Origin of the sequence: uncultured Planktomarina sp. (assembly GCA_943788425.1) — a bacterium.
GTDB lineage: Bacteria > Pseudomonadota > Alphaproteobacteria > Rhodobacterales > Rhodobacteraceae > Planktomarina.
The window spans coordinates 110,786-134,788 of record CALSQF010000008.1; the positions used below are offsets into that span (position 1 = coordinate 110,786).

General features: G+C 54.9%; 20 protein-coding genes and 1 pseudogene. 4 read left to right on the forward strand and 17 right to left on the reverse strand.

Annotated elements, in window-relative coordinates; genetic code table 11:
* The first annotated feature begins 2 nt into the window (after window positions 1-2).
* Window positions 3-1,049, forward strand: coding sequence for a low specificity L-threonine aldolase (locus tag ABLW18_RS09175; protein WP_347824515.1), 1,047 nt, complete (start codon window positions 3-5; stop codon window positions 1,047-1,049).
* Between the two features lie 55 nt (window positions 1,050-1,104).
* On the opposite strand, the gene ABLW18_RS09180 is transcribed toward ABLW18_RS09175, so the two are convergent.
* A complete protein-coding gene (locus tag ABLW18_RS09180; protein ID WP_347824516.1) occupies window positions 1,105-1,704 on the reverse strand; it encodes a 2-hydroxychromene-2-carboxylate isomerase in 600 nt (199 codons plus the stop codon).
* 107 nt (window positions 1,705-1,811) lie between these two features.
* On the opposite strand from ABLW18_RS09180, the gene ABLW18_RS09185 reads away from it, so the two are divergent.
* The gene (locus ABLW18_RS09185) at window positions 1,812-2,831 is read left to right on the forward strand and encodes a ribose-phosphate pyrophosphokinase (RefSeq protein WP_347824517.1); all 1,020 of its coding nucleotides are present in this window, start codon (window positions 1,812-1,814) and stop codon (window positions 2,829-2,831) included.
* A gap of 10 nt (window positions 2,832-2,841) precedes the next feature.
* Here the strand turns inward: ABLW18_RS09185 and ABLW18_RS09190 are convergent, their stop codons facing one another.
* The 7 genes from ABLW18_RS09190 to ABLW18_RS09220 all read right to left on the reverse strand — a co-directional run bounded on the left by ABLW18_RS09190 (window position 2,842) and on the right by ABLW18_RS09220 (window position 9,095).
* Entirely contained in the window at window positions 2,842-3,183 is a 342-nt protein-coding gene (locus tag ABLW18_RS09190; protein WP_347824518.1) for an H-type lectin domain-containing protein, read from the reverse strand.
* A 90-nt stretch (window positions 3,184-3,273) separates the two neighbouring features.
* Window positions 3,274-3,681 carry a F0F1 ATP synthase subunit epsilon gene (locus ABLW18_RS09195; RefSeq protein WP_347824519.1) on the reverse strand — a complete coding sequence of 136 codons (408 nt, stop codon included), beginning with the start codon at window positions 3,679-3,681 and terminating at the stop codon, window positions 3,274-3,276.
* Complete coding sequence (gene atpD / locus ABLW18_RS09200) at window positions 3,681-5,105, reverse strand: F0F1 ATP synthase subunit beta (protein ID WP_347824520.1); 1,425 nt, start codon at window positions 5,103-5,105, stop codon at window positions 3,681-3,683. The genes ABLW18_RS09195 and atpD overlap by 1 nt, the downstream gene beginning before the upstream one ends.
* A gap of 16 nt (window positions 5,106-5,121) precedes the next feature.
* Complete coding sequence (locus ABLW18_RS09205) at window positions 5,122-5,991, reverse strand: F0F1 ATP synthase subunit gamma (RefSeq protein ID WP_347824521.1); 870 nt, start codon at window positions 5,989-5,991, stop codon at window positions 5,122-5,124.
* A 12-nt stretch (window positions 5,992-6,003) separates the two neighbouring features.
* A complete protein-coding gene (atpA, locus tag ABLW18_RS09210) occupies window positions 6,004-7,539 on the reverse strand; it encodes a F0F1 ATP synthase subunit alpha (protein WP_347824522.1) in 1,536 nt (511 codons plus the stop codon).
* Window positions 7,540-8,100, reverse strand: coding sequence for a F0F1 ATP synthase subunit delta (locus ABLW18_RS09215; protein WP_347824523.1), 561 nt, complete (start codon window positions 8,098-8,100; stop codon window positions 7,540-7,542). It abuts the gene before it with no gap.
* 233 nt (window positions 8,101-8,333) lie between these two features.
* Window positions 8,334-9,095 (reverse strand): hypothetical protein, encoded by a 762-nt coding sequence (locus ABLW18_RS09220; RefSeq protein ID WP_347824541.1) that lies wholly within the window; start codon window positions 9,093-9,095, stop codon window positions 8,334-8,336.
* Window positions 9,096-9,156: 61 nt separating this feature from the next.
* Here ABLW18_RS09220 and gloB point away from each other — a divergent pair, with 61 nt between their 5' ends.
* Together gloB and clpA are read left to right on the forward strand one after the other, a co-directional pair.
* Window positions 9,157-9,954: a hydroxyacylglutathione hydrolase gene (gloB, locus tag ABLW18_RS09225; RefSeq protein WP_347824524.1), complete on the forward strand. Its 798-nt coding sequence runs from the start codon at window positions 9,157-9,159 to the stop codon at window positions 9,952-9,954.
* A gap of 138 nt (window positions 9,955-10,092) precedes the next feature.
* Window positions 10,093-12,423 carry an ATP-dependent Clp protease ATP-binding subunit ClpA gene (clpA, locus tag ABLW18_RS09230; protein ID WP_347824525.1) on the forward strand — a complete coding sequence of 777 codons (2,331 nt, stop codon included), beginning with the start codon at window positions 10,093-10,095 and terminating at the stop codon, window positions 12,421-12,423.
* A gap of 44 nt (window positions 12,424-12,467) precedes the next feature.
* Here the strand turns inward: clpA and ABLW18_RS09235 are convergent, their stop codons facing one another.
* The 9 genes and pseudogenes from ABLW18_RS09235 to ABLW18_RS09275 form a co-directional block, all read right to left on the reverse strand.
* A complete protein-coding gene (locus ABLW18_RS09235) occupies window positions 12,468-14,837 on the reverse strand; it encodes a peptidoglycan -binding protein (protein WP_347824526.1) in 2,370 nt (789 codons plus the stop codon).
* Between the two features lie 9 nt (window positions 14,838-14,846).
* Window positions 14,847-16,019 (reverse strand): biopolymer transporter ExbB, encoded by a 1,173-nt coding sequence (locus ABLW18_RS09240; protein WP_347824527.1) that lies wholly within the window; start codon window positions 16,017-16,019, stop codon window positions 14,847-14,849.
* Window positions 16,020-16,086: 67 nt separating this feature from the next.
* On the reverse strand, window positions 16,087-16,617 hold the full coding sequence (locus ABLW18_RS09245) for a gamma-glutamylcyclotransferase (RefSeq protein WP_347824528.1): 531 nt from the start codon (window positions 16,615-16,617) through the stop codon (window positions 16,087-16,089).
* Between the two features lie 412 nt (window positions 16,618-17,029).
* On the reverse strand, window positions 17,030-17,935 hold the full coding sequence (locus tag ABLW18_RS09250) for a prephenate/arogenate dehydrogenase family protein (RefSeq protein ID WP_347824529.1): 906 nt from the start codon (window positions 17,933-17,935) through the stop codon (window positions 17,030-17,032).
* On the reverse strand, window positions 17,932-19,017 hold the full coding sequence (gene hisC / locus ABLW18_RS09255; RefSeq protein ID WP_347824530.1) for a histidinol-phosphate transaminase: 1,086 nt from the start codon (window positions 19,015-19,017) through the stop codon (window positions 17,932-17,934). Before hisC ends, ABLW18_RS09250 begins: the two co-directional genes overlap by 4 nt.
* Window positions 19,018-19,214: 197 nt before the next feature.
* Window positions 19,215-19,835, reverse strand: coding sequence for a 30S ribosomal protein S4 (gene rpsD / locus ABLW18_RS09260; protein ID WP_347824531.1), 621 nt, complete (start codon window positions 19,833-19,835; stop codon window positions 19,215-19,217).
* Between the two features lie 387 nt (window positions 19,836-20,222).
* The gene (locus tag ABLW18_RS09265) at window positions 20,223-22,202 is read right to left on the reverse strand and encodes a DEAD/DEAH box helicase (protein WP_347824532.1); all 1,980 of its coding nucleotides are present in this window, start codon (window positions 22,200-22,202) and stop codon (window positions 20,223-20,225) included.
* A 132-nt stretch (window positions 22,203-22,334) separates the two neighbouring features.
* Complete coding sequence (locus ABLW18_RS09270; RefSeq protein WP_347824533.1) at window positions 22,335-22,706, reverse strand: DUF393 domain-containing protein; 372 nt, start codon at window positions 22,704-22,706, stop codon at window positions 22,335-22,337.
* Between the two features lie 117 nt (window positions 22,707-22,823).
* Window positions 22,824-24,003 (reverse strand): annotated as a pseudogene (locus tag ABLW18_RS09275) (ribonucleoside-diphosphate reductase, adenosylcobalamin-dependent); the annotation flags it as partial.

Sequence of the window (24,003 nt, forward strand, 5' to 3'; positions counted from 1 at the left end):
CGATGAATTTTGCATCTGATAACACCGGCCCCGTGCACCCCAATGTCATGTCTGCGCTCAATGCGGCGAATATGGGCTATGCCCTGCCCTACGGTGCCGATGACGCCACCGCACAGGCTGTGCAGGATATACGAGATGTATTTGAAGCCCCTGAGGCGGCGGTTTATCTGGTCTCACTTGGGACGGCTGCCAATTCCTTGATCCTTGCCACGCTGTCTCAGCCCTGGGAAACGGTGTTTTGCCATACGGTCGCGCATATCCACGAAGATGAATGCAATGCTCCCGAATTTTATTCCGGTGGGACCAAGCTGACACTCGTGCCAGGTGATGATGCTAAAATGTCCGCGCAAACTCTGCGCAAATCCATTTTGGCGGAAGAGACTCGCGGCGTGCATGGGCCGCAACGAGGCCCTGTGTCCCTGACCCAAGCGACAGAACGCGGCACGATCTACAGCCTTGCCGAAATTCAAGAAATTTCCGCCACCGCTAAGGACTTTGGCCTTCCGCTGCATATGGACGGAGCGCGATTCGCCAATGCCTTACAAACCCTTGGATGCAGCGCGGCAGAAATGACTTGGAAGTCAGGCGTCGATGCGGTCACCTTCGGCGGGACAAAAAATGGATTAATGGCGGTGGAGGCGGTTGTTTTCTTTGATCCAAAACACGCTTGGGAATTCGAGCTACGGCGCAAACGCGGCGCTCATCTATTTTCCAAGCACCGCTTTCTGGCGGCACAAATGCAAGCCTATTTGGCCGGTGATCTTTGGCTTGATATGGCGGAAAAATCCAATGCCGCCTGTGCAAGATTGGCACAAGGTCTTAAGCAAACACCGGGCATTGTGCTCGAATTTGAACCCCAGGCCAATATCATATTCGCCCAATGGTCCCGCGCGGCGCATCAGCGCCTACATGCGGCGGGAGCCCAATATTACGTCATGGCAGGCGATCACACCACCGGACCGGCCGATGAGCTTTTGCCGGCCCGCTTGGTGACAGATTGGTCTGCAAGCTCGGATGATGTCGATCGTTTCCTACAGATCTTACGCTGATGAAATCTGCGTCTCCGGGCGTCACCCTGTGACGCCCGATAACCTTTTTGCAAGCTCAGAGTGCGCCTGAAAGCACGAGATCCAAATCGTCCAAACGATCTTGCCCCCAAAAACGCTGATCTTTATCTGTGATGTAGAACGGCGCACCAAAGACGCCTGCAGTGACCGCATCTTCGGTGTTTTTGGCATATTGCTCCGCAGAGCCGATCATATCTTTGTCCGCAAGGCTTGGATCAAAACCAGCAGTTTTCAGACACTCTGCAATGACGTCGGGTTGTGAAATATCCTTCTCTTCGGCCCAAACCGCACGGGTAAAAGCATGCACCAATGCGCCCAAATCTCCATCCCCATAGTTCGATGCGGCAATCACAGCGTAGGAGGACGGCGCCATATTCACGGGAAAGAAGGCCGGTTGCATATTGAGCGGAAGTTTGCGCTTTTTTGCCTGCCGGGGGAGCTCTTGTGCACGCATTTCAATACGGCTGATGTGACGGTCCTTCGGCGGCATACCGCCCGTGCGGCTAAACACAGTCATCAAATCCATAGGCTTGTAGGCGATCGTTGCCCCATGTTTTTGTGCGATCTCTTCGAGAGCCCGACCTGCCAAATAGGTAAATGGAGAAATTGTCGCGAAAAAATAGTTAATATGTGCCATGAGCATCACCTTTTTGTGTATCAAACCTGTGACGACCAGTAACCACATGGTAAGCCATGTCAACAATATGCGACTCAGGCTCGCGGGTATCGTAGAGGGTAATACGAATGGCTTCTGTTCATGGTCCAAAACTAATCGCCGGAAATTCCAACCTCAAGCTGGCCCGGTCGGTGGCGCGGCGCATGTCTCTGCATCGGGGCATGAATGTGGATCTTGTGGATGCTCGGGTTGAACGCTTCAACGACGGGGAAATATTCGTCGAAGTCTACGAAAACGTCCGCGACGAGGATATGTTTATCATCCAACCCACCTCACGCCCCGCCAATGACGCGCTGATGGAGCTTTTGATCATCGCCGATGCTTTGAAACGCTCTTCCGCCAGCCGCATCACTGCTGTGATCCCTTATTTTGGCTACGCTCGGCAAGACCGTCGCAGCAAGGCCCGCACGCCGATCACCGCCAAATTGGTCGCCAATATGCTTGAAGAAGCGGGCATTGAGCGGGTTTTAACCCTTGATCTTCATGCGACACAAATTCAGGGATTTTTCGATATTCCGGTCGACAATCTATATGCCTCACCAATCTTTGCGTTGGACGTCAAACATCATTTCAAAGGTCAAATGGACAATCTGATGGTGGTCTCCCCCGATGTGGGCGGCGTTGCCCGTGCGCGGGATTTGGCACAACGCATTGGCGCACCTCTGTCGATTGTCGACAAACGCCGGGAGAAGGCTGGTGAGGTGGCAGAGATGACGGTGATTGGTAATGTCGAAGGCCGCACCTGCTTAATTGTGGATGATATCGTCGATACCGCTGGAACACTGTGCAAAGCGGCTGATGTCTTGATGGACAATGGTGCGAAAGAAGTACATTCCTACATCACCCACGGGGTTCTGTCCGGTCCTGCGGTCGATCGGATTACCAATTCTGTGATGAAGAACCTGGTCATTACGGATACGATCGAGGCCACCCCTGAGGTTGCGAATGCGACCAATATCCGGATCGTTCAAACTGCCCCCATGTTCGCGCAGGCTATTTTGAACACATGGAGTGGCACCTCGGTCTCTTCGCTATTCTCGACCGAATCCTTGTCGGCAATTTACGAGGGTATTTACGATTGCGGCTAATGCCGGCGCGTTAATAAATATCCCACCGCTCGGGATCTGCCACGCCGCCGATCGCCAGCCAACTGGCGCTCACCCGAGCAACGCGCGTGTCAGACCAGGTGCGGAACACCAGATCAAATCCTGTCTCGGTCACGTTTTCCGCCCGAATGTCCGCACGGGCATTACAGTCGCTCCCCATGTCCCACATAGTGAGGCTTACGTGGACCATTGGTTGGGCTGCAAAGGCTTCAGAAAATTTGATCGCCCGCAACACCTTGCGCGGACCCGTGCCGGTCCACATGTCTCCATCGTCTTTAATGTCTGAGAACAATTCAAGCGATCCTTGATCCACCCCAACGGTATATGACGACATGCGTTTCATGCAGTAAAAATTTAGTTTCTAAAAATATAATAAATGAAAAAAGGGCCCGCGTGGGGCCCATTTCTAATTTTATCAGACCGCTTAAGCGGCGTTGAGGCCCAAGGCAGAGGCCAGCGCCGCGACATCAGACTGCACCTTGCGGGCGGCCTCCTGCGCGTCTTCACTGGCTCTTTCAACCGCTTCAGCTGCGCCAACAACGATGCCATCCATATCTTCCTGAGTGACATCGGCTTTCGCCATGGCGCGCTCCGCAATCACGGTGACGCCCTGCGCTGTGACCTCAGCAAACCCGCCTGTGACAACATATTCGTTGACGCCGCCGGCGGCGCTGACGGACAGAATGCCAGGCCGCAAAGTGGTCAGAACAGGCTCATGGTTCGCCATGGCTGTCATATCCCCTTCGGATCCCGGAAGCTGGACCGAAGTAGCCTCAAAAGAAGCGAGGCTTCTTTCGGGGCTGACCAAATCAAAGTTCAATGAATCCGCCATTAGGCTGCATCCGCTGCCATACGTTCGGCTTTTGCGATGACTTCATCGATGTCACCAACCATGTAGAACGCGCCTTCTGGCAGGTGATCATAGTCGCCAGCTACAACCGCTTTGAAAGATGCAATTGTTTTGTCCAAAGGCACCTGAACACCGTCAGAACCTGTGAACACCTTGGCCACGTCAAACGGCTGTGACAAGAAGCGCTCAAGTTTCCGCGCACGGGCAACGGCCACTTTGTCGTCTTCAGACAGCTCGTCCATACCCAAGATGGCGATGATATCCTGCAAGGATTTATAACGCTGCAGAACTTTTTGGACATCGGTTGCCACTTTGTAGTGCTCATCACCAATGATCAGCGGATCGAGCAAGCGAGAGGTGGAGCCAAGCGGATCCACCGCAGGGTAGATGCCCTTTTCAGAGATCGAACGATCCAAAACAGTTGTCGCGTCGAGGTGCGCAAATGAGGTGGCCGGCGCAGGGTCGGTCAAGTCATCGGCAGGAACGTAAACCGCTTGCACAGATGTAATCGATCCAGATTTGGTCGATGTAATCCGCTCTTGCATCGCGCCCATGTCCGTCGCCAAAGTTGGCTGATAGCCCACAGCGGAGGGGATACGGCCCAACAGCGCAGACACCTCAGAGCCGGCTTGTGTGAAGCGGAAGATGTTGTCAACAAAGAACAAAACATCGGAACCTGTTTCATCACGGAACTGCTCCGCCAAGGTCAAACCTGTCAAAGCAATCCGCATACGTGCGCCTGGAGGCTCGTTCATTTGGCCATAAACCAGCGCAATTTTGGACTCTTGAAGATTGTCAGGGACGATAACACCGCCCTCGATCATCTCATGGTAAAGGTCATTACCTTCGCGGGTCCGCTCACCCACACCGGCGAAAACAGACACACCAGAATGCACCTTGGCGATGTTGTTAATCAATTCCATAATCAAAACGGTTTTGCCAACACCGGCACCACCGAACAGACCAATTTTACCACCTTTGGTGTAAGGGGCAAGCAGGTCGATTACTTTGATACCTGTTTCCAAGATCACGGATTCAGTGGCTTGCTCAGAAAACTCAGGAGCGTCCTGGTGGATGCTGCGCTTTGCTGTTTTGCCGAGAGGTTTACCTTCATCCACTGGCTCACCGACCACGTTCAAGATCCGGCCTAAAGTGGCGCGGCCTACGGGAACAGTGATTGGACCGGCGGTATCGGTCACCTCTTGGCCGCGCACCAAACCTTCGGTTGCATCCATAGCGATGGCACGTACTGTACCTTCGCCCAAGTGCTGGGCAACTTCGAGCACCAACGTCTTGCCGCCATTGTCTGTTGTTAAAGCGTTCAAAATTTGCGGCAGGTCGCCGTCAAATTGAACGTCAACAACGGCGCCGATCACTTGAGTGATTTTGCCTTTTGCATTTGCCATGTTGTTTCTCCGGATTTTAGAGCGCTTCAGCGCCCGAAATAATTTCAATAAGCTCGTTGGTGATCTTCGCTTGACGTGACCGATTGTATTGGATGGTCAATTTGTCAATCATTTCACCAGCGTTGCGTGTCGCGTTGTCCATAGCTGACATGCGTGCGCCCTGTTCGGAAGCTGCATTTTCCAGCAAAGCCGTGAAGATTTGCGTCGCAACCGAGCGCGGCAGCAAGTCGGCAAGAATACCTTCCTCGCTTGGCTCATAATCGTAAACTGTGCCTTCATCTGTCGCCGCTTCAAACTTAGCAGGGATCACCTGCAGTTCGGTTGGGATTTGATTTACAACGCTACCAAATTCCGAATAGAAGATTTTAGCCACATCAAATTCACCAGCATCAAACCGATGAAGCACATTTTGCGCAATCGCGGAAGCATTATCATAGCCCACGCGTTTCACGTCCGACAAATCCACATGATCGACAAGCAAGGTACCAAATTCGCGTTTCAGCGATTCACGGCCCTTTTTGCCAACAGTTAAGATTTTGACGGTCTTGCCTTCGGCCAGCAGCTGTTTCGCTGCCATGCGCGCCAGTTTGACAATGTTTGAGTTAAAGCCACCGCACAAACCCCGCTCAGCTGTCATAACGACGAGCAATTGGGTTTGATCAGATCCGGTGCCTGTCAACAGTTTTGGTCCCCCTTCGGAGGCGCCAACGGATGCGGCCAAACCAGCCATCACCGCATTGAAACGTTCCGCATAGGGGCGGCCAGCTTGCGCCGCATCTTGTGCGCGGCGCAGTTTGGCAGAGGCGACCATTTGCATCGCCTTTGTGATCTTGCGGGTCGACTTGACCGACGCGATCCTGTTTTTTAGGTCACTAAGGTTCGGCATGTGCCAGTATCCTTATGCGAAATCTGCGGCGAAGTCGTCCAGCGCAGCTTTAATTTTTGCTTCCGCATCACCTTTAATTTTCGGATCATCATTGGTGATCATGGTCAAAACGTCGCTGGCTTTGCCGCGCAGGTGCGCCAGAAGGCCAGCTTCGAAACGACCTACGTCAGAGACGTCGATCTTGTCCAAATAGCCTTTGGTGCCAGCATAGATCACGCAGACAATTTCAGCGTTTGTCAAAGGCGCATACTGCGGCTGTTTCATTAACTCCGTCAAACGCGCACCACGGCTCAGCAATTGCTGGGTCGCTGCATCCAGATCTGATCCAAACTGAGCGAATGCCGCCATTTCGCGATATTGCGCCAATTCCAGTTTCACAGGACCAGCCACAGATTTCATCGCATTGGTTTGCGCAGAGGAGCCCACACGGGACACAGACAGACCTGTGTTTACCGCCGGACGGATCCCTTGGTAGAACAATTCTGTTTCCAAGAAGATCTGACCATCCGTGATCGAGATCACGTTGGTTGGAATAAAGGCTGACACGTCGCCACCTTGGGTTTCAATGATCGGTAAAGCGGTCAAAGAACCTGATCCATTGTCTTCGTTCAGTTTCGAAGAACGCTCGAGCAATCTGGAGTGAAGATAAAACACGTCCCCTGGATAGGCTTCACGTCCGGGCGGACGGCGCAGGAGCAAGGACATCTGGCGATAAGACACCGCCTGCTTGGACAAATCATCATAGATGATTAAAGCATGCTTGCCGTTGTCGCGGAAATATTCTGCCATCGACGTCGCAGCGTAGGGCGCCAAAAACTGCATCGGTGCAGGGTCAGAGGCGGTTGCGGCCACAACTATGGAATAGTCAATCGCGCCGGATTCTTCGAGCTTTTTCACCAATTGAGCCACAGTCGAACGCTTTTGTCCCACCGCAACATAGACGCAATATAGTTTTTCGGAATCGTCCGCTGCTGCATCATTGTATGATTTTTGGTTCAAGATGGTGTCCAGCGCCACGGCGGTTTTACCAGTCTGACGGTCACCAATGATCAATTCGCGCTGACCACGGCCAATTGGGATCATCGCATCCACAGATTTCAAACCCGTCGCCATCGGCTCATGCACCGATTTACGCGGAATGATGCCAGGCGCTTTCACGTCGGCTTGGCTGCGCAATTTGTTTTTGATCGGTCCTTTGCCGTCCAATGGGTTGCCCAGACCATCAACAACGCGGCCCAGCAATTCCGGACCGACAGGAACGTCCACAATCGCGTTCGTACGCTTTACTGTATCGCCTTCTTTAATGTCCCGGTCAGACCCGAAAATAACAACACCAACGTTGTCAGATTCCAAGTTCAGCGCCATCCCTTGGATGCCGCCGGGAAATTCCACCATTTCACCAGCTTGAACATTGTCCAGACCGAACACGCGCGCGATACCATCCCCAACGGAAAGGACGCGGCCCACTTCGGCAACTTCAGCTTCTTGGCCAAAGTTTTTAATCTGGTCTTTTAGGATCGCAGAGATTTCTGCAGCTTCGATCGCCATTTATCCGACCTCTTTCATTGTGTTCTGAAGGGCATTGAGCTTGGAGCGGATCGACGTGTCGATCATCTTCGAGCCCACTTTAACGACAAGACCGCCGATGAGGCTTTCATCAACGGTCGCTTTGATTTTCACATCAAGGTCCAATTGAGCCTTGAGTGTTTTGGCCAATTTCGTGGCCTGCGTTTTGGTCAACGCTTTGGCCGAAGTCACCTCAGCGGCCACCTCGCCTTTATCTTCCGCGATTCGTGCACGCAGTGCAGCCAAAAGGCTGGGCAGTACAAACAAACGGCGCTTCGCAGCCATCAATGACAGGGTGTTGACCATCATTGGTTGCAATTTCATTTTCTGGGCCACAGCTGTGATCGCCTGCCCCATTTCTGCGCGTGTGTAGACAGGTGATGTTACCAAAGCGCGCAATTCTGCACTTTCGCTCAATGCGCTCTCTAGCGCATCTACATCAGCCTCCAGTGGCTTCAACTTCTTGTCGTCTTTGGCAAGCGAAAACACCGCTGTCGCGTAGCGGCTAGCAATACCAGACGAGATCGATGCTGGTTCGGACAAAGAAAACCCTCTCGATGCTGGCCCGTCCGAAACTGCTGCTTCAGACAAAGGCGTTGGACGCGCGCTATAGTGGTACAGCGCCAAAATCTCATGCCGTTTAGCAGAGCATTTCGCATGCCGCAACGCCAATGACGGCCAAAAAGACCGCAAAAATCCAAAAAACAAAGCATTTATGAAAGGTGCGTCCCTTTGTTCCGCCTCGGGCACCTAAAAACGGGCGAATCCGCAGGGTGTCACAGGTTACCCGATTGCGCAGAAATCGGGTCTGGCGCTTTGATGCCCTCTAGAATCCCCAGGGGCCGAGAGATAATTTGCCCCAAGCCAGGTCGCCGAGGCCGCGGTACTTGCTTGCTCACCTCAAGAATCAAAACGCCGCCCCCACGCCACGCCGGGATGTTTTGCCCAATGCGCTCAATCGGCCCAGACATGCGTCGCCAAAACGGTCCAGACCACGGCGGCTGGTAAAGGGCCATCACATGATGCTCAGGCAAAAACCCATGCCACTTCAACCGAGATTCCAACTGCCAAGCGGTGTAGGGGCGTGCAAAGGAGAAGGGCGTGCCTTCCCGCCGCGCCCAAAGGCTGGCTCTATTGGGCACTATAAAGATGGCACGGCCAGCAGGTGCCAGCACCCGATAACATTCCTCCAAAACCGCTGCGGCATGTTCTGAGGTATCAAGCCCATGCAGCACCAGAAGCTTGTCAATCGAGCCGGTTTCGACCGGCCAGCGCGTTTCTTCGCTCAGCACGGAGCAATTGGGCAGTCCCGGCGGCCAATGCATGACCCCTTGCCGCGCAGGCATCAAGGCAGTGACCCGCCGCGCCAAACTTAGATAGGGGCGCAAAAGTGGGGCTGCAAAGCCGTAGCCAAGCACGGCCTCATGCCGAGCTTGCGGCCACAGACGCAAAACCTGCTCTCGAATCGTTGCTTGAACCGAGCGCCCCAAGAAGGACCGGTAATAAAACGCCCGCAGCTCACGCACATCTAAATGCATTGCAGTTTGGTCCTCTTGGATTACACTCATCATAATGCTACCAAAAAAAGGCGAAAATACCATGGTAAATTCGAGCATCACAATTCACACCTTGCCCTGCCTGTCAGACAATTATGCCTATGTTGTTCACAACAGCGCCGCAGGCACAGCAGCTGTTGTGGACGTGCCGGAAGCGGGGCCTTTGGTGGCAAAAATTTCCGAGCTAAATGTGCCGGTCACCGATATATTCTTGACCCACCACCATTGGGATCACATTGATGGACTGCCCGATTTGCAGGCCGCATTGACCGGCCCTTTGGGCCAGGCACCGGCACAGGTTATCGGCGCCAAAGCCGATGCAGATCGCCTGCCAACCTTGGATCAGGCCATCAACCCAGGAGATCGCCTAACACTCTGCGGAATTGACGGTGAGATCTATGATGTCTCCGGCCACACGCTCGGTCACCTTGCGCTACATTTGCCGAGCGCGAACGCGCTTTTCACCGCTGACAGCTTGATGGCTATGGGCTGCGGTCGTCTTTTTGAAGGCTCTGCGGCGCAAATGTGGCACAGCCTGCAGCAACTCCGTGCGCTGCCGCAAAACACGTGGGTGTACTCGGGCCATGAATACACCGCCTCCAATATGGCCTTCACGCAATCTTTAGGCGAAGACAATCCTGCCATCAACGCTCGTGCGGCCCAGATCACCAAAGATCGCGCCGCGGGTCGCCCGACGGTACCAAGTCTTTTGGCCCTTGAGATGCAAACCAATCCGTTTTTACGCGCCGACGACCCGGCCCTGAAAACAGCCGTGGGTATGCCAGAGGGCACCGCCGAGCGGGTTTTCGCTGAAATTCGCGCTCGAAAAGATAAGTTTTAGGAAAAATTCAGGGATAAAAGCGCAATATTTAACTTTTATGGCCTAAATAACAATTTTCCCCTTGAAGGTTGCCTTAGAAAACCGAAGTCTTAAGGGAAGAGCGATCACACCGATCACAGACCGTTGTAGGAGACGCGCGTGCCATCATTTTCCGCATCATTAGAAAACGCCATCCACGAAGCGCTGGCCGCTGCCAATGCCCGCAAACATGAGCTGGCCACTTTGGAACACTTGCTCCTCGCCCTTCTCGATGAACCCGATGCTGCCAAAGTTATGCGCGCCTGCTCGGTCGACCTCAAGCTCCTGCGCAAAGCGCTGGTTGATTTCATCGAGGACGATCTCAGTAGCCTAATCACCGATGCGGATGGGTCAGAGGCCGTACCAACTGCCGCCTTTCAGCGGGTGATCCAACGGGCCGCCATTCATGTGCAATCCTCCGGTCGTACAGAAGTAACAGGCGCCAATGTTTTGGTTGCAATATTTGCCGAACGCGAAAGCAACGCGGCCTATTTCCTGCAAGAGCAGGACATGACCCGCTATGACGCCGTGAATTTTATCGCCCATGGGGTGGCCAAAGACCCAAACTTTGTCGAAAGCCGGCCCATTGTTGGCGCCGAGGATGAGACGGAGATGTTGGATAGCGACGGCAATGAGACCTCGGAAAAAGAGAGCGCATTGACGAAATATTGTATAGATCTCAATGAAAAATCTGCCAAGGGCAACGTTGATCCGCTGATTGGCCGCGAACATGAAGTCGAGCGCTGCATCCAAGTGCTGTGTCGCCGCAGGAAAAACAACCCAATTTTGGTTGGAGATCCCGGGGTCGGGAAAACCGCCATTGCTGAAGGTCTGGCCCGCAAGATCACCAAGGGTCAAACCCCGGCAATTTTGTCCAAAACAACCATCTATTCGCTGGATATGGGCGCGCTTTTGGCGGGAACACGCTATCGGGGCGATTTTGAAGAACGCCTCAAAGCGGTGATGAATGAGATGGAAGAGCACGCGGATGCAGTGCTCTTTATTGACGAAATTCACACCGTGATAGGTGCCGGCGCGACCTCCGGTGGGGCAATGGATGCCTCCAACCTGCTGAAACCCGCGCTGCAGGGCGGCAAGCTGCGCTGCATGGGCTCGACAACTTACAAAGAATTTAGGCAACATTTTGAAAAAGACCGCGCCTTAGCCCGGCGTTTTCAAAAAATTGATGTGGCCGAACCTTCTGTGGAAGATAGTGTGAAAATTCTCAAAGGTTTAAAGCCCTATTTTGAGGAGCACCACGACGTTAAATACACCTCCGATGCCATTAAAACCGCGGTCGAATTGGCCGCGCGCTACATCAATGATCGCAAATTGCCCGATAAGGCAATCGATGTGATTGACGAGGCTGGAGCGGCGCAACATTTGCTCAGTGACAGCAAGCGGCGCAAAACAATCGGGGTGAAAGATATTGAATCGGTCGTTGCGAAAATTGCCCGAATTCCGCCCAAGTCAGTGTCAAAAGATGATGCGGAAGTTCTGCGCGATCTTGAAGCCGGTCTGAAACGGGTGGTCTTTGGGCAAGATACGGCGATCGAAGCTCTGGCCTCGGCGATCAAACTGGCCCGCGCTGGCCTGCGTGAACCCGAAAAACCCATTGGAAACTATCTATTTGCGGGGCCAACTGGCGTTGGTAAAACTGAAGTCGCTAAGCAATTGGCCGATGGTCTGGGTGTCAAGCTTATCCGCTTTGATATGTCAGAATATATGGAGAAACACGCCATAAGCCGCTTGATCGGCGCCCCTCCCGGCTATGTCGGCTTTGATCAAGGTGGCATGCTGACCGATGGCGTCGATCAAGATCCCCACTGCGTGCTCCTCTTGGATGAAATCGAAAAAGCCCACCCGGATGTCTTCAACATTCTTTTACAGGTCATGGATCATGGCAAATTGACAGATCACAATGGCCGCACCACAGATTTTCGCAATGTGGTGTTGATCATGACGTCCAATGCCGGAGCGTCGGAAATGTCGAAAGCCGCCATCGGATTTGGCCGCGAACGCCGTGAGGGCGAAGACACCCAAGCCATTGAGCGTACCTTTACGCCCGAGTTCCGCAATCGCCTCGATGCGGTGGTCAGCTTTGCCCCGCTGGACCGCGATGTCATTGCGCAGGTGGTCGAAAAATTTGTGTTGCAACTCGAAGCGCAGCTGATGGATCGCAACGTGACCATCGAGATCACCAAAGCGGCCGCCGATTGGCTCGGTGAAAAGGGCTACGATTCCAAAATGGGCGCCCGCCCCTTGGGCCGGGTAATCCAAGAGCATATCAAAAAGCCATTGGCCGAAGAATTGCTCTTTGGCAAACTCACCAAAGGCGGCGTCGTAAAAGTTGGTGTGAAAGCCGGCGAATTGGATCTGAAAATCGAAGAGCCCCAAAAGCCGCGAATAACCAATAAAGACAAAAAACCGCCGCTGTTGACCGCCAAGTAAGCCGAATAAACCGCGCAGATCGGCTGATTATGGGGAAATTTGACTTACTTCTCGGTCAATTTCAGCTCGATCCGCCGATTTTGGGCCCGTGCAGCTCGGGAATTGGCCAGGTTGATGGGTTGATACTCACCAAACCCATTCGCAGAAAGCCGGCGCGGAGGCATCTGCTCCGAGGTCATCAAATATAAGACCACAGACAGCGCGCGTGCCTGGCTCAGCTCCCAATTGTTTTGAAATTGGCTGCCAGGAATGATCGGTTGGTCATCGGTGTGACCATCAACCTGCAACACCCAATCAATATTTTGCGGGATGTCTTCCGTGACGTCTTTCAAGATATTTGCCACTTTCGATATCTCTGTGCGGCCCGCCGCGGTCAGCTCCGCACGGCCTGAGGCAAAGAGGACTTCAGAGGAGAAGACGAAACGGTCCCCAACTATGCTGACGCCCTCGATGTCCTCCAAAAGCCCGCGCAGACTGCCGAAAAAGTCCGATTTATAGCGCTCTAGAGTCTTGGCCTCGGCTTCAAGCCGGGCCTTTTCCTCCTGCAAGCGTTGCTTTTCAGCCGCTTCCAAAGCGAGGTTGCGCTTTGACTCAGCCGCGACCTGTGCCAGTGCAACGTTCAATTCACTGCCAAGATTGGTGATCTTCACATTGTTATCCGCATCGCGGCGCTTGTAATCGTCCAGCGTGGCTTGAAGCCCACCAATTTGGTCACGCAATGCACGAACCTCTTGGCTCAAAAGCGCCATTTTGCGCTGTGCCTCTGTCGAGATCGCCTCAGCCTCCTGTAGCTCAGCCTGTGCCGTTGCCAACAATGCCGCCCGTTGCTCGGCAGCAGTCAATTGCCGCTCAGCCGTTTGGCGCGCAGCAATGGCTTTGGACAGCGCTGAACGTAGATCATCTATGTCTGAATTTTGCGCGATCGCCTCAGCTTCTTGTAAAGCGACTTTCAAGCTCTCAAGCCGTAACAAGGCCGTTTGCAACTCCTGTTGACTTGCCGCATCGCGTGCGCTCACAGCTTCCAACTCATCTTGCGAACGCGCCTGCGCCAATCGCGCCGCCTCAAGTGCCAACAAAGCCGTCGTCAGCTCGTCGTCCAAGGTTTTCTCAACGCTCTGCGCTGCGGCCAAAAGCGCCAGGGTTTCCTCGGCTTTTTTGCGTTGATCGTTCAATTGCAAAGTCAAAGAGGATATTGCCGCTTCACTCTCTTCAAGATCAGCCCGCAGTTTTTCGGCTGCCGCTGCCATGGACAATTGTTCGAGTTCTTTCTGGTTCAATGCCGCCTCTGCAACCTCCAAACGTTCGCGCAAAAAGGCCGCAGACACGCGGTTGAGCTCTTCGTCACTCAATGCCTCCGCCAATTCTTCTGCCCGGCGACTCAGCTCTTGATTGTCCTGCTCAAGACCGGCTGCACGTTCCTGCTGCGAAGCCAAAAGCGCTAGGGTATTGGCAAGGTTCATATTTGTATTCTGCACATCGCGGCGCAAATCTGCCAGCATCTCATCCATGAGTTCGCGTTGGCGTTGCGCCAGCGCAGCCTGTTCAGTCTGCGCTGCAATTGTCGCCTGCGCCACCAGCAATGATTGCTGCAAACTGGCCTTGTCCGCATCCAGCGTCGCCAGTTCTTCACGGCGCATCGCCTCAGTGTTGATCAGCTCCTGGAGCCGGGCCTCAAAATCTGCAATGGTGGCCTCCGCAGTAGATTTTTCATCCTGCAGCGCACTGATTTGCGCCTCTGCATCTGCAATGCGCGCCGTATCTTGCAGCGATTGGGCCAGCAGCAGGGTCAATTGCGCTTCCAGCTCCGTAATTTGCCCTTCTGATTGGGTTTGTTCGCGCAAAAGCGAAGCCACTTGCGTTTCGAAATCTAGGATCGTGCCCTCCGACTGGAGTTGCTGTGTTTGAAGTTGCGACACTTGGAGTTTGAACTGCTCAATTTCGCCTTCCGCCCGCTGTTGCAGGGCCAACAAATTGGCCACCTGTGTCTCGAAATCATTAATCCGTGCTGTGGCCGCCATGAGGTCTGCGGCACGCGCATCGCGCTCGGCAGTCAAAGTTGCTATAAGGCCCAATTGCCTTTCCCCGTCTGCCTGCGCTGCGGCAAGCTGATCGTCGAGCTTGGCAACTTGCAAAGTGAGATCAGAGGCCGCTGCGCGCTCCAGACCCAAAGCATCGCCCAGGGCCAAAATCTGCCCTTCCAAATCCTCCAATTGCGCATTTTTTTGGGCGATATCGATGTTGAGTTCGTCGAGCATCGCCCCCTGCCCTTTGATGGTTTGCTGCAATACAAATTGCATCACCACAAAGATCGTGAGCACAAACATCAAGACCAGCAGCAAGCCAGTCATCGCATCGACAAACCCCGGCCAGATAGAGGCTTGGAACCTTGCGCCAGTGCGTCGAGAAAGTGCCATCGCGCGCGCCTAGCTCTGATCGCGACTTGTGGGCTTGGCCAAGGCCCTGATGGCCTTTGTCAGATTGGCCAGATCACTGCGAATTTCAGATAGGCTTTCTTGCCGGCCACTTGAGACTTCCTCCAGCACGCGCAGCATCTGCACATCAATCGACCGCAGGCGCATCCGGCTCTCCGCATCCATACCATCACCGCCGCCGCCTTCTCCCATCCGCGCGATCATCCGCTCTTGGCTGGCCGCCACACGTTCAAGCGCTTCGGTCTGCCCCTGATCGAGTTTCTGAGTGAGCTTCTCCAAACTCGCTGTCATCGCCATCAAATGCGCCTGCACATGAGCCTGATCTTGCCCAGTCTGGGCATACATCCGCGCGATACCGTCCATTTGCTCAGACATCTGCTCCATCATCGCGCCCAGCATGGTGTTCTGCGCGCCCTCTTCGCCCTCGCCACCCGAGAAACCCACCCGAGTGATGGTCGATAACCATTCTTCCAATTCTCCGTAAAAGCGGTTTTGCCCACGGCCCGAAAACACCTCAAGCAGGCCGACAATCAGCGAACCTGCCAGACCCAATAAGGAGGAGGCAAAGGCCACGCCCATCCCGTCCAGCTGCCCTTCAAGACCCACCTGTAGGCGGGAGAAAATGTCCACCGCGCTTTCATTTTCCGCCGGGGTCAGAGATTGAATGGTCGCCACCAATGCCGGGACGGTGGTCGCCAGACCATAAAACGTGCCCAACAAACCAACCAGGATCAGCGTATTGGTGATATAGCGGGTCAATTCGCGCTGCTCATCAATCCGAGTTGAAACTGATTCCAAAATAGACCGCGAAGAGGCAGAGCCCAATTGCGTCCGCGCGCCACGCCCCCGCAGCAAGCTGGCCAGGGGCAAAAGCAATTGCGGCGGCTTGGCCTCCTCATGCCCCTCACGCTGGCTGGCAAAGCCTTCGATCCATTGCACGGAATAGATCAGCGACAACACCTGGTGAAAACAGGTCGCCACGCCGATGAGAAACACAAAGAGAATAAAGCCGTTGAGATAGGGATTGGCCCAAAAGGTTGGCCCAACGCTGGGATAGGCCAGATAGCCCAAGCCCATGACCCCGCCGACAATGGCCAGCATGGTGAGGATTTGACTAAACGGCTGCGAGAACTGAGGCGTTTGATCTCGGCGGATATGATCCATATCTGTAGTCCTGCCCTAAAATTCTAAGTGTATAAGTTTACTGCGCACGGCCCTTTAAGCCAAGCGGTTATGCACAATTAGTTAAGTTTGCGACTTTCTCCGCCAAATAATCCAATTGCGGATCCGGAATGCCCAAATCATGCAACATTTCAGCGGTTTTAAACAGGTATTCCGGGTTCGGACCGCGCCCGCCTACGGCACCTGCGATGATCTGGGCCTGCTGATCCAGCCCGTAGCGGCAATATTGCGCATGATCGCGGTCCACCACATAAGTTGCGGCCTGCACGATACGCCCATCGGCCAAAGGCAGGTCCACCCATTTTTCCACATAGGCCGATGAAATCAGCTCTCGCGCGCGCAGCTCTTGCAGCACATGCTCTGCCGCGCGCTCATGCACCCGCAGGGCCAGCCCAGCGCAGACCTCCGACGGCTCTGCCGCATCCAGCGCGAGCACCAAGCCCGGATCCTCAGGCGTGCCGCGATGATGGATCGAGAGCATGCAAAACGAGCGCCGATAGCCTGGCAAATCCGCGCGCACCTGCTCGGCGGCCTCAAACCCAGGGTTCCAAAGCAAGGAGCCATAGCCAAACACCCACATTTTTATTGCCCTCCGGCCTGCCTCAGATGACGCAGCCTCTACGCCCTATTTCGCGGCAATAAAATACCCCACGCACATCCCGCGCCCTTGGCGCTTTATAGAGGGTGGCCCGCGTATATGATAGGGAAATCTGGCATAGAATATTGAACCAAAAGCAGATTTTGAAAAGCTATTTGGGAGGAAGGAATGACGCACACAGCACCAGAAAACCCATGGTGGCAAGTGGCGGTTTGAAGCGCTCTTTATGCGGCGTATTTCATGGCAACCTACACGCTGCATCTGGGCATGGAGCGAATGGATTTTGCGCTCCGCGTCATGGGGCTTTCTGTTGCGAGTTTATGTTCCGCCTTTGGATTTCACCGGCGGTGTCCCAGTGATCTTTTGGCAGATCGGGCGACGGGCGCGATCGGCTCTAGCTTTTCTGGCGGCCAAAATCCGGCGCATCGGTGTCTTGGCCCGCATCTATGATGCCCCGGCGGATGGCGCGGGTTCGGGTGAAATAATCATGCAGCATCTCACCATCGCCAGTTCGGATCGCCCGTTGCAGCGCGAAAAGCTCTTCGGTGAAGCGCCCGAGGATCTCTAAAGTCGCGTCCTTATTGGTCAAAAACACATCGCGCCACATGGTCGGATCACTGGCCGCGATGCGGGTGAAGTCACGAAAGCCGGTGGCGGAAAAATTAATCACCTCTGAATTCGTCACCCGGTGCAGATCGTCCGCCACACCCACCATCGTATAGGCGATCAAATGCGGTGCGTGGCTGGTCACCGCCAGCACAAGATCGTGGTGGTCAGGATCCATTTCTTCGACCTTCGCCCCCAGCGCCTGCCAATAGCGCGACAGTTGCGCCACAGCCGAGGCATCGGCGCCGTCGGGGGTCAAAAGACACCAGCGATTGTCAAACAGCTCGGCAAAACCCGCCCTTGGCCCAGAATGCTCGGTGCCCGCCAGCGGATGGCCCGGCACAAAATGCACCCCCGGCGGCACATGTGGCGTAACCGCCTCCACCACCGCACATTTCACCGAGCCCACATCCGTGATCGTAGCACCCGGCTTGATATAGGGGGCCGCCTCAGCCATCACCGTCCCCATCGCGCCCACCGGCAAGCAAAGCACCACCAGATCCGCCTCACGCACTGCACTGGCCAGATCATCGCAGACCATATCGCATAGGCCAATCTCGCGGGCCGTAGCGCGGGTCTGTTCGGAGCGCGCATAGCCTGTCACATGCGCACCCATACCCGCTCGGCGCATCGCCCAGAACATCGACGAGGCAATCAACCCCAAGCCAATAAAGGCCACGCGATCATAGCTCATGACTGTTTCTCCAAAAAGCTCTGCACCGCCTGCACCACCCGCGCGCAGCCCGCCATATCCGGCACTGTGATGCGCAAACACTGCGGCAATCCATAGCTGCCAACCCGGCGGACAAGAATGCCAAGGCTTTGCAGATAGTCATCGCACGCCTCCGCCTGCGCTTGATCTGAAAAGCGGGCCAGAATGAAATTCGCGTCTGACCTGTCAGAGGCCACGCCAAGCGCGGCCAGCTCCTTGGCCAAATGGGCGCGGGCCGCATTGTTTTGCACCCGGTGTTGAATGACGAATTCATGATCGCGTACCGCCGCCTCACCGGCGGCCAATGCTGGGGCGGAAATATTGAACGGCCCGCGAACGCGATTGAGCACATCAATGATATGTTGCGGCCCATAGCCCCAGCCCACGCGCAATCCGCCCAGCCCGTACATTTTGGACAGGGTGCGCAGCATGACCACATTGTCATTCGCCTCCACAAACCCGGCGCCACCATCCCAACCTTCCACATAATCGGCATAGGCCCCATCGAGCACGATCACGACAGTCTTCGGCGTTTTCGCAATCAACTCCGCAAGATCTGCATCCGAAATTTTTGTCCCCGTCGGATTGCCGGGATTGGCAATAAAGATCATGCCGGTGCGCGGGGTGATGGCGTCCAAAATCGCCTGCACGTCCACATGACGCTCGGCCTCTGGCACCCTGACAATGCGCCCGCCCGCGGCCATGGCATAAAGGCGGTACATCAAAAACCCATGCTCTGTATGAATGACCTCCACCTCCGGGCCTGCATAGGCCTGGCATAGAAAGCTGATGATCTCATCGGATCCACAGCCGCAGATAATCCTCTGGCTATCCAAACCATGCAGATCCGCCAAAGCCGCACGCAGCTCGCTGTGATCGGAGGATGGATAGCGATGCAAAGTACTGGCCGCCTCCGCAAGCGCCTGTTGCGCCGACGCAGGTGGACCATTGGGGTTTTCGTTTGAGGACAATTTGAGAATATCCTGCACGCCCTGCACAGAGGATTTTCCACCGACATAAAGCTCAATATCCAAAATTCCAGGCTGAGGTTGTGGCTGTGTCATCTGATATTCCCTTCTGCCGCCCTTCTAACGTCAATCTCAAGCAGTTCCAGCGGTTTTTGAATGGCCAATGCCGCACCACGCCTGCCCCGCGAAACACTGTGACGAAATGCGGAGCGGTGTAAACTGGGCATATCGCCCCAAATAAAAAAGCCGCGGCGGTGTCCCGTCGCGGCTTTCGAAACTTGATCTGGCAAAGATTAGTTCTTCGCGTAAAATTCCACCACGAGGTTCGGTTCCATAACCACAGGATAGGGCACGTCGCCAAGACCTGGGGTGCGCACGAAAGTCGCGGTCATCTTGCTGTGATCTGCATCGATGTAATCTGGCACATCGCGCTCAGCCAATTGCGTGGCTTCGAGCAAAGCGGCCATTTGCTTGGAGCGATCACGCACCTCAATCACGTCGCCTTCAGATACGCGATATGACGCAATATTCACCTTCTTGCCGTTCACACGCACATGACCGTGGTTCACGAACTGGCGGGCTGCAAAAACTGTCGCCACGAATTTCGCACGATAAACTACAGCATCCAAACGACGCTCCAGAAGACCTATCAATTGCTCACCTGTGTCGCCTCTGAGACGCTCAGCTTCGGCATAGATGCGGCGGAATTGTTTCTCGGTCAAATCGCCATAGTAGCCTTTCAGCTTTTGCTTTGCGCGCAGCTGTGTGCCGAAATCAGACAGTTTGCCTTTGCGGCGCTGACCGTGCTGACCGGGGCCATACTCACGACGATTGACGGGTGATTTAGGACGACCCCAGATGTTTTCGCCCATCCGGCGGTCAATTTTGTATTTGGCAGCGGTACGTTTTGTCACCGGCTGATCTCCTTCGATAAAGTCGAAGCCCAACATGGGCCACTATGAAGGGCGTTGTCCTTTGGGCGAACCCCGACAGGCATCCCCTTGCGGGGGCCACCAACACCAATGAGGCGCGGATGCCAGTCCTGATGGGGGATGTCAAGGCCCAAGAGGAACGCCTTACGACGTTCCTCTGTCATCCATCGCTCTTAAAAGCTTATGGAGCCTGCAGGGCCCTGCGTCCACGTCTCTGTGAGATCCAAAATCCCATCGGTGGCGTCTGTCCCTGCCATGTCACTGCTCAGTCTTGCGCTGCTTTATCACAGTGGTAGCAGAGGTGATTCGCCTTGTGAATCCCCTTTGTGACTTTTTTCGACGCGCGCATGCCCAAGCAAATCAGAGCGTTTAAGACGGCTTTCGCTTCGGCTTACCTGGATCAAACTTGCGCGTGTCAAGGCGCCCGCCTGGCGCGCCGCCTTTGGGCTTTCCCGAGGCTGGTTTGTTTGCCAACTTGCCACCCGACTTAGCACCGGGCTTGCCATGCGATTTGCCCACAGCGGGTTTGCCCGCACTCGGTTTCCCACTGCCAGTTTTTTTCTTGAAACTCTCAACCACCCCGTCAGGGCGGCGTTGCGCCTCAGTCTTGGATTTAAATTTAGGCTTGCCGTCACTGGATTTGGGCTTACGGGTTTTAGGTTTTGGCGCATCGTTCCAATCTATCGGTCCGCTTGGCTTGTCCACAGGCGGCTTTTTGTCTGAACGCGATTTTGGTGCACTTGACCGCTCATAGGGCACATCAGCCGGCGGCGCTTTAAGTTCCGTCACCACTGCATCATCCTCGACAGTCATATTCGGACCCAAGGCTTTTTTGAACCCGTCAACGCTGGAGAGTTTTACCTCAAAAAACGAGGCGTCGGGATGAATTTTGATCGCGCCAATGTCATGTTTGGTCAACCCACCGGCGTTACAAATCATCGGCAAAAGTCGTCCCGGCAATGTGCCAGAAGCCCGGCCGCCGGGAATGGAGAACCAGACTGTTGGGCCAAAATCTGCAACGCGACGTGGCTTGGCCTCCTTGGCCTCGCGCGCATCTACCGCAGAAAGCTCTTCTGGAGCCGATTGCTTGGCTGAATAAACCCGCAAGAAAGCCGCGGCCACCTGAGTGGGCGAAAAATGCGACAAAAGCTCCTCGACCGCCACCTGATCGGTGGCTGAAATTTCCTGATGCCAGGCAGGATCTTCCAAAAGCCGGGCCCGATCCTTGGCTGTCACCTGATCCGAGGAGGGTGGCAGGGCCCATTCTGCCTTTACCTTCGCCCCTTGCAAAATGCGCTCTGCCTTGCGCCGTGCCGAGGGGGGTACGATCAGCGCGGAAATCCCTTTTCGTCCAGCCCGGCCCGTACGGCCAGAACGATGCATCAAAGTTTCAAAATTGCTCGGCAATTCCGCATGGACCACCAAATCCAAATTTGGCAGGTCAATCCCGCGTGCCGCCACATCGGTCGCCACACAAATCCGCGCCCGGCCATCGCGCATGGCCTGCAAGGCATGCGAGCGTTCCGCTTGGCTCAATTCGCCCGACAGGCTGACCACAGAAAAACCACGGTTGGACAGTCGCGTGGTCAGGCGACTGACCATAACCCGCGTATTGGCGAAAACCAAAGCATTCGGAGCTTCATAGAAGCGCAACACGTTGATGATGGCATTTTCCACGTCTCGCGCAGCCACGTTCAAGGCGCGGTACTCGATATCCGTGTGCTGGGATTTTTCCGCAACGGTCGACACGCGCTGTGCATTTCTTTGATAGGATTTTGCCAAAGTGGCGATGGATTTTGGCACAGTGGCGGAAAACATCAACGTGCGGCGCGACTCTGGCGCGTGACCAAGGATGAACTCCAGATCTTCCTTGAAGCCCAAATCAAGCATTTCGTCAGCCTCATCGAGCACCACCGCCCGCAGCTCGGACAAATCAATCGAACCCCGCATGATGTGATCGCGCAAACGGCCCGGCGTGGCCACAACGATATGCGCCCCGCGGGCCAAAGCACGACGCTCGTCGCGCATATCCATCCCGCCCACACAAGACGCCATTGTCACCTGCGCCTCGCCATAAAGCCAGTGCAGCTCGCGCTTGACCTGCAAGGCGAGCTCGCGGGTCGGGGCAATGATCAAAGCCAAAGGATTGGCCGCGCGGTCAAAAACTTCGTTACCGCCCAAAAGGCTGTCACCAATGGCCAGACCAAAACCAACCGTCTTCCCGGATCCTGTTTGGGCCGAGACCAATAGATCGGCCTGTGCCAGTTCTGGTGCGGTAACGGCCATTTGAACGGGCGTCAAAGTGTCATAGCCGCGCTTTTGCAGCGCGTCAGCTAGAGCTTGTTTCACGAGTGTCTCTTTCTATGTCATGCGGGCGCTACAGCCCCCCATGGACCGACCAACCCCCGTTCGGCGCCTAAAGGCCACCATACCAGAGCGCCGATAGGCGGTTTTGCACCAGAAGTATAGAGCGGGCGTAAATTAGAGGCCCGCACCTGCGCGGCGCCGTCTTCGGCGCTTATGCGCCGCAAACAAAAGTGGCGCGAGACATCGGCGATAAATCACAGAGGAGATCGCCTTAATGGGTTTGAAATTAACAATTGGGGCCAAGATCCAAAAATAAGGCAATTGCCGCCAAATCGCCACAAAGGCCTCAACACCAACCGAGATCTGCGCACCGCGCCGAACGTGCAGCTGTTTGGCAGCTTGATCCTCGCTCAGGCCCCAATCTGCCGCCGTTTCAGCGGTGATTTCAACATAGGTCAAATCATCGCCAGAGATCCGCTTGTAATGCTCGATCTCTCGACGGCAAATCGGGCATTCAGCATTATAAAGAACTTCTAATTGGGCCATTGGATCTCTGCTCGCTGCTTCGTCTTGTCACCCATGAGATAGGTCATCGCATGGCCAGGTCCAGCCGCAGAACCGGCCCAGCCTTGTGAGAAGATCAGCAGGCCGGGCCTATAGAATTCAGCCGCATTTCGAAAAGCCGCAGCTGCCGCATGTCATGCAGCCTTCGACCATGCGCAAATCAAACTGACCGCAACTTGAACAGGCGCCGCCCCTGCTCTCTTGGAGGTTGACCACTTCGGCTTGCGGATCGGATTTCAGACCCATGCCTTCGCCGGACAAAAACCCCGTGACCACCATGTGATGTTCAATCACCCCGCCGATAGCGGCCAGAATCGAGGGGATATATTTCCCATCCACCCAAGCCCCACCGCGTGGATCGAAGACCGCCTTCAACTCTTCAACCACAAAGCTGACATCACCGCCGCGCCGGAACACTGCCGAGATCATCCGCGTGAGCGCCACGGTCCAGGCAAAATGCTCCATGTTCTTGGAATTGATGAACACTTCAAAGGGCCGGCGATGCCCATTGAGCAACAGATCATTCACAGTAATATAAAGCGCATGCTCGCTGTCGGGCCATTTCACCTTATAGGTTTGCCCTTCCAACGCTTCGGGGCGGCTCAAAGGCTCACTGATATAGACAACATCGGCGCCTGTATCGGCCTCGGGCGTTTTCTCGCCTTCCTCTGACACAGATAAAACAGACCCGGTCACAGCATTGGGCCGATAGGTGGTGCAGCCTTTGCACCCTTGATCCCAAGCGGCCATATAAACGTCTTTGAAGGCCTCAAAGCTGATATCCTCGGGGCAGTTGATGGTTTTCGATATAGAACTGTCGATCCATTTCTGCGCCGCAGCCTGCATCCGTACATGTTCGAGAGGCGCCAGGGTTTGCGCATTCACGAAGTAATTGGGAAGCTCTGCATCACCCATCTTTATCGCGCCACATTTGCACGGCATAGTCGATCACTTCTTCTTCTGTTCGCGTGCCATCTTTTTGCAGAACTTTGCGCGTGTAGGCATAGGCAAAAACCGGCTCGATCCCAGAAGACACATTGCCGGCATAAAGGCTGATTGTTCCGGTGGGAGCAATGCTGGTCAACAAGGCGTTGCGAATGCCATGTTCTGCGATCGCATCGCGCACATCAGCGTCCATCTGCTCCATCGCGCCGCTTGTGAGATAGCCCACAGCGTCGAAGAGCTCAAACGCCCCCTTTTCCTTCGCCAGCTCAACCGAGGCCAGATAGGCTGCTCGGGCGATTTGATGCATCCAAGCCTCCGTCTGAGCCGCGGCCTC

What these genes read in the sequence shown, in the direction of transcription:
- atpA (WP_347824522.1), bottom strand. Translation starts at nt 7,539, where the DNA reads ATGGCGATCGAAGCTGCAGAAATCTCTGCGATCCTAAAAGACCAGATT.
- ABLW18_RS09270 (WP_347824533.1), bottom strand. Translation starts at nt 22,706, where the DNA reads ATGGCCCAATTAGAAGTTCTTTATAATGCTGAATGCCCGATTTGCCGT.
- ABLW18_RS09245 (WP_347824528.1), bottom strand. Translation starts at nt 16,617, where the DNA reads ATGTGGGTGTTTGGCTATGGCTCCTTGCTTTGGAACCCTGGGTTTGAG.
- ABLW18_RS09235 (WP_347824526.1), bottom strand. Translation starts at nt 14,837, where the DNA reads ATGGCACTTTCTCGACGCACTGGCGCAAGGTTCCAAGCCTCTATCTGG.
- ABLW18_RS09250 (WP_347824529.1), bottom strand. Translation starts at nt 17,935, where the DNA reads ATGAGCTATGATCGCGTGGCCTTTATTGGCTTGGGGTTGATTGCCTCG.
- ABLW18_RS09195 (WP_347824519.1), bottom strand. Translation starts at nt 3,681, where the DNA reads ATGGCGGATTCATTGAACTTTGATTTGGTCAGCCCCGAAAGAAGCCTC.
- gloB (WP_347824524.1), top strand. Translation starts at nt 9,157, where the DNA reads ATGGTAAATTCGAGCATCACAATTCACACCTTGCCCTGCCTGTCAGAC.
- hisC (WP_347824530.1), bottom strand. Translation starts at nt 19,017, where the DNA reads ATGACACAGCCACAACCTCAGCCTGGAATTTTGGATATTGAGCTTTAT.
- ABLW18_RS09175 (WP_347824515.1), top strand. Translation starts at nt 3, where the DNA reads ATGAATTTTGCATCTGATAACACCGGCCCCGTGCACCCCAATGTCATG.
- ABLW18_RS09185 (WP_347824517.1), top strand. Translation starts at nt 1,812, where the DNA reads ATGGCTTCTGTTCATGGTCCAAAACTAATCGCCGGAAATTCCAACCTC.
- ABLW18_RS09205 (WP_347824521.1), bottom strand. Translation starts at nt 5,991, where the DNA reads ATGCCGAACCTTAGTGACCTAAAAAACAGGATCGCGTCGGTCAAGTCG.
- ABLW18_RS09190 (WP_347824518.1), bottom strand. Translation starts at nt 3,183, where the DNA reads ATGTCGTCATATACCGTTGGGGTGGATCAAGGATCGCTTGAATTGTTC.
- atpD (WP_347824520.1), bottom strand. Translation starts at nt 5,105, where the DNA reads ATGGCAAATGCAAAAGGCAAAATCACTCAAGTGATCGGCGCCGTTGTT.
- ABLW18_RS09240 (WP_347824527.1), bottom strand. Translation starts at nt 16,019, where the DNA reads ATGGATCATATCCGCCGAGATCAAACGCCTCAGTTCTCGCAGCCGTTT.
- ABLW18_RS09180 (WP_347824516.1), bottom strand. Translation starts at nt 1,704, where the DNA reads ATGGCACATATTAACTATTTTTTCGCGACAATTTCTCCATTTACCTAT.
- ABLW18_RS09220 (WP_347824541.1), bottom strand. Translation starts at nt 9,095, where the DNA reads ATGCATTTAGATGTGCGTGAGCTGCGGGCGTTTTATTACCGGTCCTTC.